General features: G+C 71.2%; 11 protein-coding genes and 1 pseudogene. 5 read left to right on the forward strand and 7 right to left on the reverse strand.

Annotated elements, in window-relative coordinates:
- Nucleotides 1–123: 123 nt before the first annotated feature.
- Nucleotides 124–2,088, forward strand: coding sequence for a penicillin-binding transpeptidase domain-containing protein (locus ACFYPG_RS30360; protein WP_387354621.1), 1,965 nt, complete (start codon nt 124–126; stop codon nt 2,086–2,088).
- A gap of 633 nt (nt 2,089–2,721) precedes the next feature.
- Here the strand turns inward: ACFYPG_RS30360 and ACFYPG_RS30365 are convergent.
- The 7 genes and pseudogenes from ACFYPG_RS30365 to ACFYPG_RS30395 all read right to left on the reverse strand — a co-directional run.
- Nucleotides 2,722–3,685 (reverse strand): annotated as a pseudogene (locus ACFYPG_RS30365) (arginase family protein); the annotation flags it as partial.
- A gap of 69 nt (nt 3,686–3,754) precedes the next feature.
- Entirely contained in the window at nt 3,755–4,678 is a 924-nt protein-coding gene (locus ACFYPG_RS30370) for a tetratricopeptide repeat protein (protein ID WP_387354623.1), read from the reverse strand.
- Nucleotides 4,679–4,860: 182 nt separating this feature from the next.
- Nucleotides 4,861–6,549: a methylmalonyl-CoA mutase family protein gene (locus tag ACFYPG_RS30375; RefSeq protein ID WP_355008992.1), complete on the reverse strand. Its 1,689-nt coding sequence runs from the start codon at nt 6,547–6,549 to the stop codon at nt 4,861–4,863.
- 207 nt (nt 6,550–6,756) lie between these two features.
- Nucleotides 6,757–7,170, reverse strand: coding sequence for an Asp23/Gls24 family envelope stress response protein (locus ACFYPG_RS30380; protein WP_355008993.1), 414 nt, complete (start codon nt 7,168–7,170; stop codon nt 6,757–6,759).
- A 156-nt stretch (nt 7,171–7,326) separates the two neighbouring features.
- Nucleotides 7,327–7,746: an Asp23/Gls24 family envelope stress response protein gene (locus ACFYPG_RS30385; protein WP_355008994.1), complete on the reverse strand. Its 420-nt coding sequence runs from the start codon at nt 7,744–7,746 to the stop codon at nt 7,327–7,329.
- A gap of 219 nt (nt 7,747–7,965) precedes the next feature.
- Nucleotides 7,966–8,967: a methylmalonyl Co-A mutase-associated GTPase MeaB gene (meaB, locus tag ACFYPG_RS30390; RefSeq protein ID WP_355008995.1), complete on the reverse strand. Its 1,002-nt coding sequence runs from the start codon at nt 8,965–8,967 to the stop codon at nt 7,966–7,968.
- Entirely contained in the window at nt 8,964–10,163 is a 1,200-nt protein-coding gene (locus tag ACFYPG_RS30395) for an acetyl-CoA C-acetyltransferase (RefSeq protein WP_357224161.1), read from the reverse strand. Before ACFYPG_RS30395 ends, meaB begins: the two co-directional genes overlap by 4 nt.
- Nucleotides 10,164–10,224: 61 nt before the next feature.
- On the opposite strand from ACFYPG_RS30395, the gene mce reads away from it, so the two are divergent.
- The 4 genes from mce to ACFYPG_RS30415 all read left to right on the forward strand — a co-directional run bounded on the left by mce (nt 10,225) and on the right by ACFYPG_RS30415 (nt 16,318).
- A complete protein-coding gene (gene mce, locus ACFYPG_RS30400; protein ID WP_355008997.1) occupies nt 10,225–10,701 on the forward strand; it encodes a methylmalonyl-CoA epimerase in 477 nt (158 codons plus the stop codon).
- Nucleotides 10,702–11,032: 331 nt separating this feature from the next.
- Nucleotides 11,033–12,388 carry a crotonyl-CoA carboxylase/reductase gene (ccrA, locus tag ACFYPG_RS30405; RefSeq protein WP_355009016.1) on the forward strand — a complete coding sequence of 452 codons (1,356 nt, stop codon included), beginning with the start codon at nt 11,033–11,035 and terminating at the stop codon, nt 12,386–12,388.
- Nucleotides 12,389–12,694: 306 nt separating this feature from the next.
- Nucleotides 12,695–13,960, forward strand: coding sequence for a DivIVA domain-containing protein (locus ACFYPG_RS30410; RefSeq protein ID WP_387354626.1), 1,266 nt, complete (start codon nt 12,695–12,697; stop codon nt 13,958–13,960).
- 177 nt (nt 13,961–14,137) lie between these two features.
- Complete coding sequence (locus ACFYPG_RS30415; RefSeq protein WP_387354627.1) at nt 14,138–16,318, forward strand: hypothetical protein; 2,181 nt, start codon at nt 14,138–14,140, stop codon at nt 16,316–16,318.
- Nucleotides 16,319–16,465 lie beyond the last annotated feature (147 nt).

The raw sequence follows: 16,465 nt of genomic DNA on the forward strand, positions 1-16,465 counted from the left end.
CACGCGATGTTCATCACACGGGTACGGCTCGTCTTTGAGCGCGGCCGAGCACCTGCGGGACGTTGGGGACGGCGTTCCCGTACTACCGTGCGAGGGCAGTCCGAGATCGGAAGGACCAGCTTCATGCCCTTGTCGTACCCCCGGCCCCACCGGCCGAACCCCGCCCGCCGGCTCGCCGCCGGCGTCACCACGGCGCTGCTCGCGGCGGGTGTCCTCGTCGGTTGTTCCGGTGACGACGGGCCGCAACGCACCGTCGACGCCTTCCTCGCGGGCTGGCGCAGCGGCGACCTCCAGGCCGTCGGTCTGATCGACCCGCTCGGCTCGAAACTGCCGTCGGCGGACGTCGCACGTGAGATCAAGGAGCTCTCCGGTGAGCTGGCGGCCACCCCGCCCACGCTGACGCGTCGCGGCGAGCCGAAGATCACGAAGGACATCGCGACCACCACCGTCCAGGTGGAGTGGGCCCTGCCCGGTCAGACCCGCTGGGCGTACGACCGGGAGGTCCGGCTCGCCCACGGCGACGACGACCAGTGGCAGGTGATCTGGGAGCCGACGGTGGTGCACGAGCAGCTCACCAAGGGTGACCGGTTGGCGCTGCGTCGCGACGCCGGTGCCCGCGCCGCCGTGCTGGACAACGCCGGGAAGCCCCTCGTGACCCCGCGCACTGTGATCCGGGTAGGTGTGCAGCCCAACGAGGTCGCCGACCTGAAGAAGCTCGTCAAGGACCTCGACGCGGCGTTCAAGGCCATTCGCCCGGCTCTGGTCCCCGGCGTCGACCTGGCCGATCTGCCCGAGCGGGTGGCCAAGGCCGAGCCGGGTGCCTTCGTCGAGGTGGTGTCGCTGCGCGAGGAGGCGTACCGGCAGATCAAGCCCCGGATCTACGACCTGCCCGGCACCAAGTTCGTCACTGACAAGCTCGACCTGGCACCGACCCGCGAGTTCGCCCGTGCGCTGCTCGGCACCGTCGACCCGGCGCAGGCCGACGACCTCGCCGCGCATCCCGACCGGTACGTCGTCGGCGACCTGGTCGGGCACGGCGGTCTCCAGGGCCGCTACGACGAGCGACTGCGCGGCGGTCCCGGGCTGACCGTGGTGGTCGAGCGTCCGGCCGAGGGCGGCAAACTCGAACCCACCGGCGCCGAGCTGTTCCGCCGGGAGCCGCAACCCGGGCAGGCGCTGAAGACCACGCTGGACGTCGCCGTCCAGAACGCGGCCGACGGGGCACTGCGCGCCGAGCCGCGCCGCTCCGCCCTGGTGGCGCTCCGGATCAGCGACGGCGCCGTGCTCGCCGCCGCGAACGGCCCCGGTCCGGCCGGGCAGAACCTGGCCTTCGACGCCCAGGTGCCTCCCGGCTCCACCTTCAAGATGGTCAGCACGCTGGGCCTGCTGGACCGGGGAGCGGTCACGCTGGACGGGCCGGTGGACTGCAAGAAGACCTTCACCGTGGACGGCAGGTCCTTCAAGAACTCGGACAACTTCGAGCTCGGCTCGGTGCCGTTCCGTACCGACTTTGCCAAGTCCTGCAACACGGCGTTCGCCGCGCTGGCCCCGAAGCTCGGCGGCGACGGGCTGGCCGCCGCCGGTCGCTCGCTGGGCCTGGAGGGTCAGTGGGACCTCGGCACGGACGCCTTCACCGGCAAGGTCTCGACGGGCGGCAGCCTCGCCGAGCAGGCCGCCGCGTCGTTCGGGCAGGGCACCACGTTGGTCAGCCCGCTCGCCATGGCTGGTGCCACCGCCGCCGTCGCCCGCGGCCGCTTCGAGCAACCGAAGCTGCTGACCGACCCGGCACCGGCCAAGCCGGCCCCGGCGGGCGAGCAGCTCAAGCCGGAGTCGGTCGCGGCGCTGCGCACGATGATGCGCGAGGTGGTCACCGCCGGCACCGGCAGCGCGCTCAAGGACGTGCCGGGCGAGGTGTACGGCAAGACCGGCACCGCCGAGTACGACGACAACCCGGCGCACACCCACGCCTGGTTCGTCGGCTGGCGGGGCGACGTGGCGTTCGCCGTCTTCGTGGAGAAGGGCGGGGCCAGCACCGCCTCGGCCGTCCCCATGGCCGAGCGTTTCCTCCGCGCTCTCCCCACCCCCTGACCCCACCCCCTGGAGGCCCCGCCGGGCGCCGGGCCATCGTCCGGCGCCTGGCCTTGATCCACTCGGTTTCGCTAAAACTGCGGTGTCCGAGCCACTCGGACACCCCGGATTCCCTGAAACCGAGTCGATCAAGGCCCCGCGGCCGAGGGCCGGGTCAGGCGGTGTCGGCCTCGTGCCGTTCGGGCGTGTTCTGGGTCGACGGGGTGGTCCGTCGGAGAAGACCTGGGCCGGCCGACGCCGGCGGGCCGACCGGTTCGCGTTCGACCAGGGGCGCGACACTGGCCGCGACGCCCGATGGCTCGGGGTGAGCCCGTCCGCCGGTGCCTGGTGACTCCCCCTCGGCCGGGACGTCGTACGGCACCGTGCTCACCGACGGACCGACGCCGGGGGCACCGACACCGGCCGGCCCGAGAGCAGCAGGCCCGACATCGGCGGGGTCGATGTCCGCGGGGTCGATGTCCGCAGGGTCGATGTCAGCGGGGAATTCAAGCCTCGCAACCCGCTCAACGCCGTCGTGCCCGTCAAGCCGAACCAGCCCGTCGAGCCGCTCGGCCCGGTTGGGACGCTCGGCACGGTCGAGCCGCTCGGCACGGTCGGAGCGATCGGTGGTGGTCGCGGTCCGGCCGTTGCCGCGTCGCGGGGAGGGCGTGGGCCGGGCCGACAGCAGTCGGGGCGGCACGGCTTCCGGGGCGGTCACCGGCGCCAGACCGGCGACCACTGTGTTGACGATCTCGGCCGCGTACGAGCCGTCCGGGTCGTAGTCGGGGTCGAAGACGGTCAGCTCCACGCCGAGGCAGTGCGGGGTGTCGACCAGGCCGGCGAGCAGAATCTCCAACTCGGCGAAGGCGATTCCACCCGGGTCGGGGGCGTCCACGGCGGGCATCACCGCCGGGTCGAGCACGTCCACGTCGATGTGCACCCAGTAGCCCGCGCAGTCGGCGAGTTGCTCGTGCGCCCACTGGGCCGTCCGGGCAGCGCCTTCGGCGCGCAGCGCCGGCACCGGTCGGGTGGTGATCCCGGCGGCCTGGAGGTCGAGCCGGTATTCGTCCTGGGCCCGGATGCCGAGCACCACCACGTCGATGTCGCGGAAGTAGGGCCGGCGGCCCTCCAGCGCGGCCAGGTCGGCCTGCCCTCGCCCGGTGACCAGAGCCAGGTCCTCACCTGCGGCGGCGCCGACGTAGGAGGCGTTGCCGGGGTGCCGGAAGTCGGAGTGCCCGTCGACGAAGACCAGCCCGATCCGCCCGCCGACGGCCTCGCCGAGGCGGTGCATGGCCAGGGCCGAGCCGAGGAGCACGGAACAGTCGCCGCCGAGCACCACCGGGAACTCGCCCCTGTCGATGATCGAGCCGATGCGTTCGGCGAGGGCCAACGAGTAGTCGGCGATCTCCCGGGCGTGGCACACCCCGTCGCCGGGCCGCCAGTCGCCCGGGTCGTACCGGGCGGGGGTGACGCAGCCGGCGTCGCGGGCGCGGAGCCGGGCCAGCAGGTCGTGGTCGCGCAGCGCCCCGGGCGCCTTGGCGCAACCCGGGACCGACGTGGGCGTCGGCGGCCGTAGACCGAGATTTGTCGGCGCGTCGAGGACGGCGATCCGGCGCATCGTGAGCTCCCGTCCTCGGTGGTCGGGCGGGCCGGCCGGAACGCCGGCCCGCGCTGGCGTGCTTCGAACTCAGAACAGGGCGCTGGCCAGAGCCCGACGCGCCGAGGCGACCGCCGGATCGTCCGGGCCGGCAATGGAGAAGAGCGAGACCAGGTGCTGGCGAACCGTCTCACGGTCCTCACCGGCGGTGCGCCGGACCAGACCGACGAGCCGGGCGTACGCCTGCTCGGCCAGGCCGCTGAGCACCTCGATGTCGGCGGCCAGCAGCTGGGCGGCGACGTCGTCGGGGGCGCTCTCGGCGGCGGCCAGCGCGGTGGCGGGGTCTGCGCCGGCCACCCGGCGGGCCACCCCGACCTGGGCCAGCCCCGCGGTGGCTGCGGCGTCCGCGGGCGCGTCGGCCAGGATCTTCTTGTACGCCTGCTCGGCGGCGTCCAGATCGCCGCTCACCAGCGCGTCGTCCGCCTCGTCGAGGCGGGGGTCCTCCGGCTCGGCGACTGCCACGCCACCGGCCTTGAGCACTGCCTGGATCCACTGCCGCAGCTGGGACTCGGGCACCACTCCGGAGAAGGCGTCGACCGGCTGGCCGCCGACGACCGCGTAGACCATGGGGATGCCCTGCACCCGGAACATCTGGGCGATTCGGGGATTTTCCTGCACGTCGACCCGGGCCAGCACCCAGGTGCCGCCGCCCTCGGCGTTCAGCCGCTCCAGGACCGGGGCGAACTCGTCGCTCTCCGGGAAGCCGGCCGCGCCGAAGAACACGACGACGGGCGTGGCCATCGAGCGTTCGAGCACGTCGGACTGGATGGTCGCCTCGGTGACGTCCACGATGGCGGTGTCACCGCCGGCGGTGGGCGCGCCTGGGGCGCCGTTGGACGGGCCGCCCTGCGGGGGCGTGCCGGGGCGGGTACTTGCTGGTGCGGGGCCACGCAGCGTGCTGAGGTCGACCGCGCCGCGGGTGAAGATCGACGAGGTGATCCGTGGGTCGCTCATGGTTACCTAGTCTCGCACGTGAGCCCGGATTCTCAGGTCACCCACAACCCCGACGTTGCAACTCTCACGCCCCACGCCCCACCCCCGCGATCTTGCACTTTCTGTCGCCGCTATGCCGCATTCATGCCTTATGGCACCGCAGAAAATGCAAGATCGACGCGGGTGGGGGTTCGGGGCTGGGGTTAGAAGCGGGCTGGCTCCCGGTAGGTGCCCCACTCGGCTCGCAGGGCGTCGCAGATCTCGCCCAACGTGGCCTCGGCGCGCACCGCGTCGAGCATGGCGGGGACCATGTTCTCGTCGGTACGGCTCGCCTCGATCATCCGGGTGACCGCGGCGCGCACCGCCTCCTCGTCCCGCCCGCTCTTGCGCTCGGCGAGCACCCGGCGCTGCTCCAGCTCCACCTCGTGCGAGATGCGCAGGATCTCCAGCTCCTTGGCGACCGTCCCGGTGTGGCAGTTGACCCCGACGATCTTCTTGTCGCCCTTTTCGAGGGCCTGCTGGTAGACGAAGGCCGACTCGGCGATGTGCCCGGTGAACCAGCCGTCCTCGATGCCGCGCAGGATGCCCGAGGTCATCGGGCCGATCTGGTGTGGCCCGTCTCCGCCGAGCTGCCGGATCCGGGCGAAGATCTCCTCCGCCTCGGCCTCGATCTTGTCGGTCAGCGCCTCGACGTACCAGGAGCCGCCGAGCGGGTCGGCAACGTTGACCACACCGGTCTCCTCCATCAACACCTGCTGGGTACGCAGGGCGATCTCGGCCGACTCGTCGGTGGGCAGCGCCAGGGTCTCGTCGAGCGCGTTGGTGTGCAGCGAATTCGTGCCGCCGAGCACCGCCGCGAGAGCCTCGACGGCGGTCCGTACGACGTTGTTGACCGGCTGCTGCGCGGTCAGCGACACCCCGGCGGTCTGCGTGTGGAACCGCAGCCACAGCGCCTTCTCGCTGGTCGCGCCGTAGACGTCACGCAGCCAGCGGGCCCAGATCCGGCGGGCGGCGCGGAACTTGGCGATCTCCTCGAAGAAGTCGAGGTGCGAGTCGAAGAAGAAGCTCAGCCCCGGCGCGAAGACGTTCACGTCCAGCCCACGCGAGAGACCCAACTCGACGTAGCCGAAGCCGTCCGCCAGGGTGTACGCCAGCTCCTGCGCCGCAGTCGAGCCGGCCTCGCGGATGTGGTAGCCGGAGACCGACAGCGGCTTGTAGCGCGGAATCTCGGCGGCGCAGTATTCCATCAGGTCGCCGATCAGGCGCAGGTGCGGCTCCGGGTCGAAGAGCCACTCCTTCTGCGCGATGTACTCCTTGAAGATGTCGGTCTGCAGGGTGCCGTCCAGCTTGGACAGGTCGGCGCCCTGCCGCTCGGCGGCGACCAGGTACATGCAGAACACCGGCACGGCCGGGCCGGAGATGGTCATCGAGGTGGTGACGCCGGCCAGGTCGATGCCGTCGAAGAGCGCCTGCATGTCGGTGGCGGTGTCGATGGCGACGCCGCAGTGGCCGACCTCGCCGAGCGCCTGCGGGTCGTCCGAGTCGCGGCCCATCAGCGTCGGCATGTCGAACGCCACCGAGAGCCCGCCGCCACCGGCGCCGAGGATCATCTTGTAGCGCTCGTTCGTCTGCTGCGCGTTGCCGAAGCCGGCGAACTGGCGAATGGTCCAGGTCCGACCGCGGTAGCCGGTCGGATACAAACCCCGGGTGTACGGATACTCGCCCGGCCATCCGATCCGTTCGAAGCCCGGATAGGTGGCGCCCTCGGGCGGGCCGTACACCGGCTCCACCGGCATGCCGGAGAGCGTGGTGAAGTCCGCGTCCCGCTTGCGCGCGGCGTCGTACCGGGCCTGCCAGCGCGCCCGTCCGGCGTCGATCTCGTCGGCGTCCATGAGCAGGGCTCCTCCTCGGGTCCTCGACTGCACGTCGAGTGTAAGGCCCCTACCTGAACGATCGCTAAGTCAGGCCGTACCCACGGGTAACGGCGGCGCCTGCGTCGATCATGGAGTTGTGCTGGTGCGCAAATCCCCCAGCCAGCGCCAAAACGGCCACCACGACTGCATGATCGGCGGAGGGAGGGGCGGGGAGACTCGGAGCGGTCAGACTGGGGGTGTGGTGGGGATTTCGCTGATCGCCAGGTCATCGACCCGGATGTTGACCTCGTCGACCCGCAGCCCGAATGTCTCGACCGCTTCGGTCACTCGAGCGCGCACCTGACCGCTGACCTCTGCCACCTGTCGACCGGCCTGGATCACCAACACCAGGTTGACCACTGCGGCCTCCCCGGTCACGTGGGCCGAGCAACCCCGTCGGGCGTCACCCACCTGGTCCAGCCCGACCCGGTCGAGAACCGCGTTGAAGAACCGGGCGACGTCCCCTCCGAGGTCGGCCACCCCGGGCACCGCGCGGGCCGCCGCGACGGCGATCTTCTCGATCACCTCGTCGGCGACCTGCGTCGTCCCGCCGGCCGGCACCGACGCCCTGGTCAGCTCCTGCGTTGCATCCAGGTCCACAGTCGCCCCTGCTCCTCGCACACCACGTCTGGACACGTCCGGCACCCAGTGAAGACGGGCGCGGAGTGAGCTTACTGGGACGATGCGTCCCCGGATTTTCCTGGCGGACAGCCAATGGGCGGTCCGGCAGCCGTCAGGCCGTTGGGCACCTACGCCTCAGGCTCCGGCAGCCGCGCCCGGCTGGTTCAGCTCGATGTCGTCCACCGTGACGTTCACCTGCGTGACGGTCAGGCCGTACTTCTCCACGGCCTCGATCACCGCGGCCCGCACCGCCTCGGTCACGTCGGCCACCACGTGCCCGGCGTCGATCACCAGAACCACGTTGATGACGGCGGAGCTGCCCTTCACGTCGGCCGAGACGCCCCGGCGAGCGTCGCCCACCTCGTCGAGGCCGACCTTGTCGAGCACGCTGTTGAAGAACCGGGCCACGTCACCGCCGAGGTCGGCCACACCCGGGACCGCGCGAGCGGCCACGCCGGCGATCTTCTCCACGACCTCGTCGGAAACCGTTGTGACACCCCGGGCCGCCCCCGTCGCGGGCTGCGACGCTCCGGCGTTCTGCACCGCGTCCGTCATGATCACATCTCCCCTGGTCCGACGCATTGTGGACCGACCGTCTCGTCAGCCCGCCGCGTAGCGCCTCACTCGCGGCCACGCGCGGCGAGCCTACTAAAACCGGAGCGACCTTCGCTTGTGGGCGTGAAGCCCGGCCACCCGAGCGACAACGTCGGTCCGCACCGGACAGTGCGGGTCGGGTTCGTCCAGGCTGGACGCACCGGCCGGCGCGACGTCGGGTCAGCGCGCGAGCTGGGCGAGCAACTCGTCCGCCGCCGTGTACGGGTCGGTCGCGCCCTCGGCGACCCTGGTGGCGAGCGTGGCCAACTCCGTACCGTCGCGAAGTGAGCCGATCCGGGCGCGGAGGGTGCCGAGCGCGATCGCCTCGATCTCGGCGGCGGCCCGCGTCTCCTGGCGGCGGCGCAGCTCGCCGTGCTCGACCAGCCAGCCCCGGTGCTTGTCGATGGCGGCGGCGATGTCGTCGATGCCCTCGCCCCGCGCGGCGACAGAGCGGACCACCTGGGGCCGCCACTGCCCCGGCCCGCGCTCGCCGAGGGCGATCATGCCCTGGATGTCACGGACGGTGGCGTCGACGCCGTCCCGGTCCGCCTTGTTGACCACGAACACGTCGGCGATCTCCAGGATGCCGGCCTTGACCGCCTGGATCGCGTCGCCCATCCCGGGTGCGAGCAGCACCAGCGTCGTGTCGGCGAGCGAGGCGACCTCCACCTCGGCCTGCCCGACGCCGACGGTCTCCACCAACACCACGTCGCAGCCGGCGCCCTCCAGCACGCGGACCGCCTGCGGTGTGGCCGCGGCCAGCCCGCCGAGGTGCCCCCGGCTGGACATCGACCGGATGTAGACGCCCGGATCCGTGGCGTGGTCCTGCATCCGCACCCGGTCACCGAGGATCGCTCCGCCGGTGAACGGGCTGGACGGGTCGACCGCCAGCACGCCCACCCGGTGCCCGCGCGCCCGCAGCGCGCGGACCAGCTCGTTCGTGGTGGTCGACTTGCCCACCCCGGGCGAACCGGTCAGCCCGACCACCTGGGCCTGCCCGGCGTACGGTGCCAGCGCCGCGGCGATCTCCGGCAACAGCGCGTCACCGTTCTCCACCAACGTGATCAGGCGAGCCACCGCCCGGGGGTCGCCCGTGCGGGCCCGTTCGACCAGCAGCGGTACGTCCCGGCTGCGGCGCACCGACGTGGTGCCCGCCGCCGGGACGTGCTCAGTCTCGCTCACTGGTCCGTCTCGGCCTTGCCCGGCACGTGGATGATCAGCGCGTCGCCCTGGCCACCGCCGCCACACAGCGCGGCCGCGCCGGTGCCACCGCCCCGCCGCTTCAGCTCCAGGGCGAGGGTGAGGACGAGACGCGCTCCGGACATGCCGATCGGGTGTCCCAGCGCGATCGCGCCGCCGTTGACGTTGACCTTGTCCGGGCTGATCCCGAGGTCACGGGTGGACTGGACACCGACCTGCGCGAAAGCCTCGTTGATCTCGATGAGGTCCAGGTCCGCAACGCTCAGGCCGCCCTTCTTCAGGGCGTGGTTGATCGCGTTGGACGGCTGCGAGTGCAGGGAGTTGTCCGGGCCCGCCACGTTGCCGTGCGCACCGATCTCGGCCAGCCAGGTCAGCCCCAGCTCCTTCGCCTTGGCCTTGCTCATCACGAGCACCGCGGCCGCGCCGTCGGAGATCGGCGACGAGCTGCCGGCGGTGATGGTGCCGTCCTTGGCGAAGGCGGGGCGCAGCTTGGCCAGCGACTCGACCGTGGTGTCCGGACGGATGCCCTCGTCCTCGGTGATCACCAGTGGGTCACCCTTGCGCTGCGGGATGACCACCGGGGCGATCTCGTCGGCGAAGTGACCGTTCTTCTGGGCGGCGGCGGCCCGTTGGTGGCTGGCGGCGGCGAAGGCGTCCTGCTCCGCGCGGGAGATGCCGTGCCTGGCACCGAGCCGCTCGGTCGACTCGCCCATCGAGCAGCAGTCCCAGGCGTCGCTGAGCCCGTCGTGTGCCATGTGGTCCTTGACCACCACGTCGCCGTACTTGTAGCCGGTGCGCTGGCCCATCAGCAGGTGCGGGGCGTTGGTCATCGACTCCATGCCGCCGGCCACCACGATGTCGAACTCGCCGGCGCGGATCAGCTGGTCGGCCAGGGCGATCGCGTCCAGGCCGGAGAGGCAGACCTTGTTGATCGTCAGCGCCGGCACGGACATCGGCACACCGGCCTCGACCGCCGCCTGCCGAGCCGGGATCTGACCGGTGCCGGCCTGCAACACCTGCCCCATGATCACGTACTGGACCTGGTCCGGGCTGACGCCGGCACGCTCCAGCGCGGCCTTGATGGCGATCCCGCCGAGCTTCGTGGCCGGGAGGTCCTTGAGGTTGCCCAGCAGCCGGCCCATCGGGGTCCGCGCGCCGCTGACGATCACCGAAGCCATGCCTGCCTCCGAAGGGGTGCCGAGCTGTACGCCTTAACGATTGTTCGGCCAGACTAGCGCCATGGCAGAGAACTCCCCCGTCGAGCCCGGTGCGGACTACGTCACAGACATCGGGCTTCGCAAGATTGACCACGTCGGGATCGCCGTGGCCGACCTGGACGCCGCGATCGACTTCTACCAGCGGACGTTCGGGATGCGCTGCGTGCACGTGGAGACCAACACCGAGCAGGGCGTCCGGGAAGCGATGCTGGCCGTGGGACCGACCACCGAGGGCGGCTGCGTGCAGTTGCTCGCCCCGCTCACCCCGGAGTCGACGATCGCGAAGTTCCTGGATCGCAACGGGCCGGGCGTACAGCAGGTCGCGTACACAGTCGTGGACATCGACGCGGCCTGCGCGGCGCTACGCGAGCGCGGCATGCGCCTGCTCTACGCGACTCCGAGGCGTGGCACCGCCGACAGCCGGATCAACTTCGTGCACCCCAAGGACGCCGGCGGCGTCCTCGTCGAACTGGTCCAACCCGCCCCCACCCCCCACTGACCCGCCCCACCCCTGTTGATCAAGAGGTTTGCGTCATACCGCCCCGCGCAGACGACCGCAAGCTCTTGATCAACTAGGGGTGGCGAGCGTTGGAGGCCGAGGTGCGCGCACGTCAGTGCGCGGTTGGCGGGTTGGTTGGACACCTTCACGCATCGGCGGATGCAGTTTTTCACAGAGGACTTCCCGGCCTAGCTACCGTTCAGTAACGTCCGGCCCCACAGGAGCGCGACCGGTGCCGGATGTGTCGAATGCCGACATGGCGGTCGTGCCCACCGGCGCCGACGATGGCAGCACCCGGGCCCGTGCGGGTGCGGAAGAACCGGAGGTCACCGTGCAGGACATCCTCGAAGCGATCATGGCGGCGGAGGAATCGAACGATCCGGACCGCGAACTCGCCGGCGTCGCCGGGCTGCCCGTACCGGAGAGCTACCGGGGCGTGGTGGTCCGCGCCGAGGAGTCCCGGATGTTCGACGGCATGGCCACCCGGGACAAGGACCCGCGCAAGGCGCTGCACGTGCAGGAGGTGCCGACGCCGGAGCTGGCCCCGGGCGAGGCGCTGATAGCGGTGATGGCCAGCGCGATCAACTACAACACGGTGTGGACCAGCATCTTCGAGCCGGTGAGCACCTTCAAGTTCCTGGAGCGCTACGGCCGGGTCTCCGAGCTGACCCGCCGGCACGACCTGCCGTACCACGTGGTCGGCTCGGACGCGGCGGGCGTGGTGCTGCGCACCGGCCCCGGGGTGACCCGCTGGGCCCCCGGCGACGAGGTGGTCGCTCACTGCCTCTCCGTCGAGCTGGAGGACGCGGCCGGGCACGACGACACGATGCTCGACCCGCAACAGCGGATCTGGGGGTTCGAGACCAACTTCGGCGGGCTGGCCGAGCTGGCGGTGGTCAAGGCCAACCAGCTGATGCCCAAGCCGCGACACCTGAGCTGGGAGGAGGCGGCCAGTCCCGGGCTGGTCAACTCCACCGCGTACCGGCAGCTCGTCTCGCATCACGGCGCCAACATGAAGCAGGGTGACGTGGTGCTGATCTGGGGCGCCTCCGGCGGCCTCGGTGGGTACGCCACCCAGATGGCGCTCAACGGCGGCGCGATTCCGATCTGCGTGGTGTCCTCTCCGGAGAAGGCCGAGCTGTGCCGCCGGATGGGCGCGGATCTGGTCATCGACCGGGCCGCGGAGGGCTTCCGCTTCTGGAAGGACGAGGAGACCCAGGACCCGGACGAGTGGCGGCGCTTCGGCGAACGGATTCGCGAGCTGACCGGCGGCGAGGACCCGGACATCGTGTTCGAGCACCCGGGCCGGGAGACGTTCGGCGCCAGCGTCTACGTGGCCCGACGCGGTGGAACCATCGTCACCTGCGCCTCCACGAGCGGCTTCCTGCACCAGTACGACAACCGCTACCTGTGGATGCACCTCAAGCGGATCGTGGGCAGCCACTTCGCCAACTATCACGAGGCGTGGCAGGCCAACCGCCTGGTCGCGCTCGGCAAGGTGCACCCGACGGTGTCCCGCACCTATCCGCTGGAGCAGACCGGCCAGGCCGCGTACGAGGTGCACCGCAACGCCCACCAGGGCAAGGTGGGCGTGCGCTGCCTCGCACCCACTGACGGGCTGGGCGTTCGTGACGGAGAGTTGCGTGCCCGGCACGAGGACGCGATCAACCGGTTCCGGGGTCACTGACCTCCCGACATCCGGAGCGCCGGGGCGGCCCCGGCCGGACGGTGGAACGCCGGATGACCATTGCGCTGATCGCTCATTGTTCTTCCGCCCCCATTAGCGGATAAGTCACCCGGATCGACAAAGGGCCTCGGGGTAACCCCGGGGCCCTTTTCCGCGTCACGCTGCGTGGCGTCCGACAGGCCGGGACCTGCCAAGATCGCCGATTGGTCCAACCTCGCCGGTCGCGAGTGTTGACCATGTAAAGAGGGCACGAAAGCTTCGCACCGCTCTTGCGAAGCACCCTGGGGCGTCTGCCAGTATGTCCCAATGCCCCAGCAGCAGTCCTCCCCTCTCGCGTTCTTCGATAACGCGAACTCGCAGCCAGATTTCACCGTTGGCCTGCGCGGATACAACACCCATCAGGTCGACGACTTCCTCGGCCGGATGACCGCCGCGCTGACCCAGTCCGAGCAGGCCCGTGCCGAGGCCGAGCAGCGGATGAACGACGCCCAGCGTCGGCTCCGCCAGGCCGAGCAGCGCATGAGTGCGCTGGAGCAGAAGCTCACCGACACGAACAAGCAGCTCGAAGAGAACAGCCGACCCACCCTCTCCGGGCTCGGCACGCGCGTCGAGCAGATCCTGCGGCTCGCCGAGGAGCAGGCGAACGACCACCGCAACGAGGCCAAGCGCGAGTCGGAGGGCATCCTCTCCGCCGCCCGCCTCGAGGCCCGCGAGATCACCGACAAGGCCCGCGCCGAGGCCGCCGCCATGAAGGCGAGCGCCGAGCGCGAGGCGGGCAACCTGCGCACGGCCGCCGAGCGCGAGGCCGCCGAGGTTCGGGTGCAGGCTCGCCGCGAGGCCGACACGCTGCGCGCCGACGCCGACCGGGAGACCAAGCAGCTGCGTACGGTCACCGCGCACGAGGTGGCCGAGCTGAAGTCGACAGTCGAGCGGGAGGTCGCCACCCTGCGCGCCACCGCCGAGCGGGAGATCACCCAGCAGCGGGCGAAGGCCGCCCGCGAGGCTGAGGAGAAGCGCGCCGAGGCGACCAAGCTGCTCACCGACGCGCGGGACAAGCGCGACAAGGACCTGCAGGCCCTGGAGCTCCAGCTGGCCGAGCGGCGGGAGAAGGCCGAGCGCGAGGAGTCCGAGCGGCACGCCGCCCAGGTCGCGCAGACCCAGAAGATGGTCAGCGAGGCCGAGCAGCGTGCCCGGGCCGCGCAGGAGCGGGCCAAGGAGATCGAGCAGCGCGCCGAGGCTCGACGGGTCGAGTCGGAGCGCAACGCGGCCGAGACCGTCGACAAGGCCAAGGCCCACTCGGAGAAGACCCTCAACGATGCGAAGGCCGAGTCGCAGCGCCTGCTCACCGAGGCACGCACCGAGGCGGAGCTGACCACGCAGGCCGCCCGCCGCGAGGTCGAGGACCTCACCCGGCAGAAGGACGCTGTCACGTCGCAGCTGGGTCAGATGCTCTCCGGTCTCGCCGGCATCGTTCCGGGAATGCCGGCGCAGGCCGCTCCGGCTGCCAAGCCGGAAGCAGCAAAGAAGACCGATGGTGGTCAGGAGCGGGTGCCCGCGGAGACCGCCGGCTGACGCGAGGCGTCAGGTAGGGGCATCGACGGCGCGAGGTGACACCGGGTAACCGGTGCCACCTCGCGCCGTATGCGTTTCCTCACCCCTGGTATCAGCTGGCCGCGACGGAGTGAAGTAGCTCCCACATGGCCCGTCCGTATCGCCCCAGCAGGGCCCGTTGCGTGTGAGGATGGGGGCATGTCGCACGGCGAGGAACTGTTCGCTCTCGGCGGGGACGTGACGACGGAGCCCAGCTTCGAGTCCGCTCTGCGGGGGTACGAGAAGAAACAGGTCGACCGTTATGTCGCACGTGCTGAGCACGAGATCGCGACCCTCGCCTCCGAACGGGAACAGGCGTACACACAGATCCACAAGCTCGCCGGCCAGGTCGAGGTTCTCCAGCGCGACCTGACCCAGGTGCGCAAGCAGATGAACGTGGTCGACAGGGCGTCGTTCCGGCACCTCGGCCCGCGGGTCGAGTCGATCCTCGCTCTCGCCGAGGAGCAGGCGGAGGAGATTCTCGGCGACGCGAACGGCGAGATCGAGGCCCGGCGGGCCGCTGCCGAGCACATCATCGAGGAGGCCCGCGAGCAGGCCGACCGGGCACTGAAGGACTTCGAGCTCGCCCTCGCCGCCCGACGGGCGGAGGAGGAGCGGCACAGCGCCGCGCAGCGGGCCGAGGCGGACGCCGCCCTGCGGTCGGCGAAGGACGAGTCGGCGCAGTTGCGCAAGGCCGCGCAGGACGCTCTGGCGAAGGCCCAGCAGGAGGCCACCCAACTGCGGGACTCCGCCAAGGAGATCCACACTCGGGCCCAGCAGGAGGCCACCAAGCTGCGCGAGACGGCCCGCGAGACGCTGGCCAACGCCCGGCAGGAAGCCAGCGATCTGCGCGACGCCGCCAAGGAGGTGCACGCCAAGGCGCTCCAGGAGGCCAAGCGGCTCACCGACACCGCGACCGAAGCGGGGCGAGCCACCCACGCCAAGGCGCAGCACGAGGCCAAGCAGATCATCGACGACGCGTCGATGGCCGGTCGGGCCACCCGCGCCAAGGCGCAGCAGGAGGCCGAGCGGCTGACGACGCAGGCCACCGAATCGGCGAAGCGTAGCCGCGCCGAGACCGAGGCGTACGTACAGCGAATGCGCACCGAGACCGAGGCGTACGTGCAGCACACCCGCGCGCAGACCCAGCAGGAGCTGGGCGCGTGGCGGGCCGGGGTGGAGCAGGAGGTCAACTCCCGTCGGGAGGCGGCCGATCGGGAGTTGGCGCAGCGACGGTCCGCGGCCGAGCAGGAGTTCGCCAAGCGCCGCGACGAGTTGGACAAGCACCACGCGTCGCGCCAGCAGGAGCTGGAGGCCGGGCTCGCCAGCCGTCAGCAGGAGCTGGAGACCGGGTTCACCACCCGACGGGACGAGCTGGAAACCGAATACTCCACCCGGAAGAACGAGCTGGAGACCGAGTACACGGCTCGCAAGAACGAGATCGAGCAGGGCGCGGCCGGCATCCGTCAGGCGGCCGAGCAGGACGCGGCGGGGCTGCGCCAGCGCTCCGAGGCGGAGGCCGCCGAGCTGCTGAGCCGGGCCGAGGCCGAGGCCAGCGACAAGCGCCGCAAGGCCGACGAGCATGTCGCGGCGTCCCGCCGGCAGTTCGAGGAGTACGCGGCCACCACGCAGCAGCACCTGGCCACCACCCAGCAGCACCTGGCGGCGACCCAGCAGGAGTCTGCGGCGGGTCGTCAGCAGTTGGCCCAGGTGATGTTGGAGATCGCCCAGGCCCAGCAGCAGTTGGCGGATCTGCGGCAGGAGACGTGGAAGGCCCGGCAGGAGTCCGACGAGCTCCAGCGTCAGATGTCCGAGCTGCGGTTGCAGAGTGTCGCCGGTCCGATCGACGGCCCGACCGCGCCGGCCGGAGACGCCAGCGCGAGCGAAGGCGTAGCCGGTGGTGGGGACGACGGCGCGAGCGTTACCGCCGGCGCGGCCTCCGGGTCGGGCGCGGCCTCCGGGTCGGGCGCGGGCACCGGGTCGGGCGCGGGCACCGGGTCGGGCGCGGGCACCGGGTCGGGCGCGGGCACCGGGTCGGGCGCGGGCACCGGGCTGAAGACGGAGCCCGCCGACACCCGGCAGCCGGTGAACGCCGCCGCGGACGAGTCCGGGCAGTCCACGACGCGGCCGGTGGCCGAGCCGGTGACCACTGTGGATGGTGGCACGGCGAGCGCCGGGGTGGACGGGGAGCCGACAGTGGCCGCCGTACCGGGGGTGGGTGGCCGGGACGCCAAGCCCACCAAGATCACCAGCACCGGCGAGAACGGCAAACGTCCCACCAAGCCGACCACCGACGAGCGCAGCGCGAAGCCCAGCAAGGTCACCATCGAGAAGGAGTGACGGGCACCCGCCCGTCGAAGCTTCGAAATCTTGGACACTTTCCGTCAGCCGCTGACTGTCGTGTCCCGAGACATGTGTCAAGGGGAAGTCCCGATAGATGTGTCAGGTGTTGTTGATCAGGCTGCTCGGGTGAGGGTGGTGTAGGTC

This window comes from Micromonospora sp. NPDC005553 (genome assembly GCF_042871765.1).
Classification (GTDB): Bacteria; Actinomycetota; Actinomycetes; order Mycobacteriales; family Micromonosporaceae; genus Micromonospora.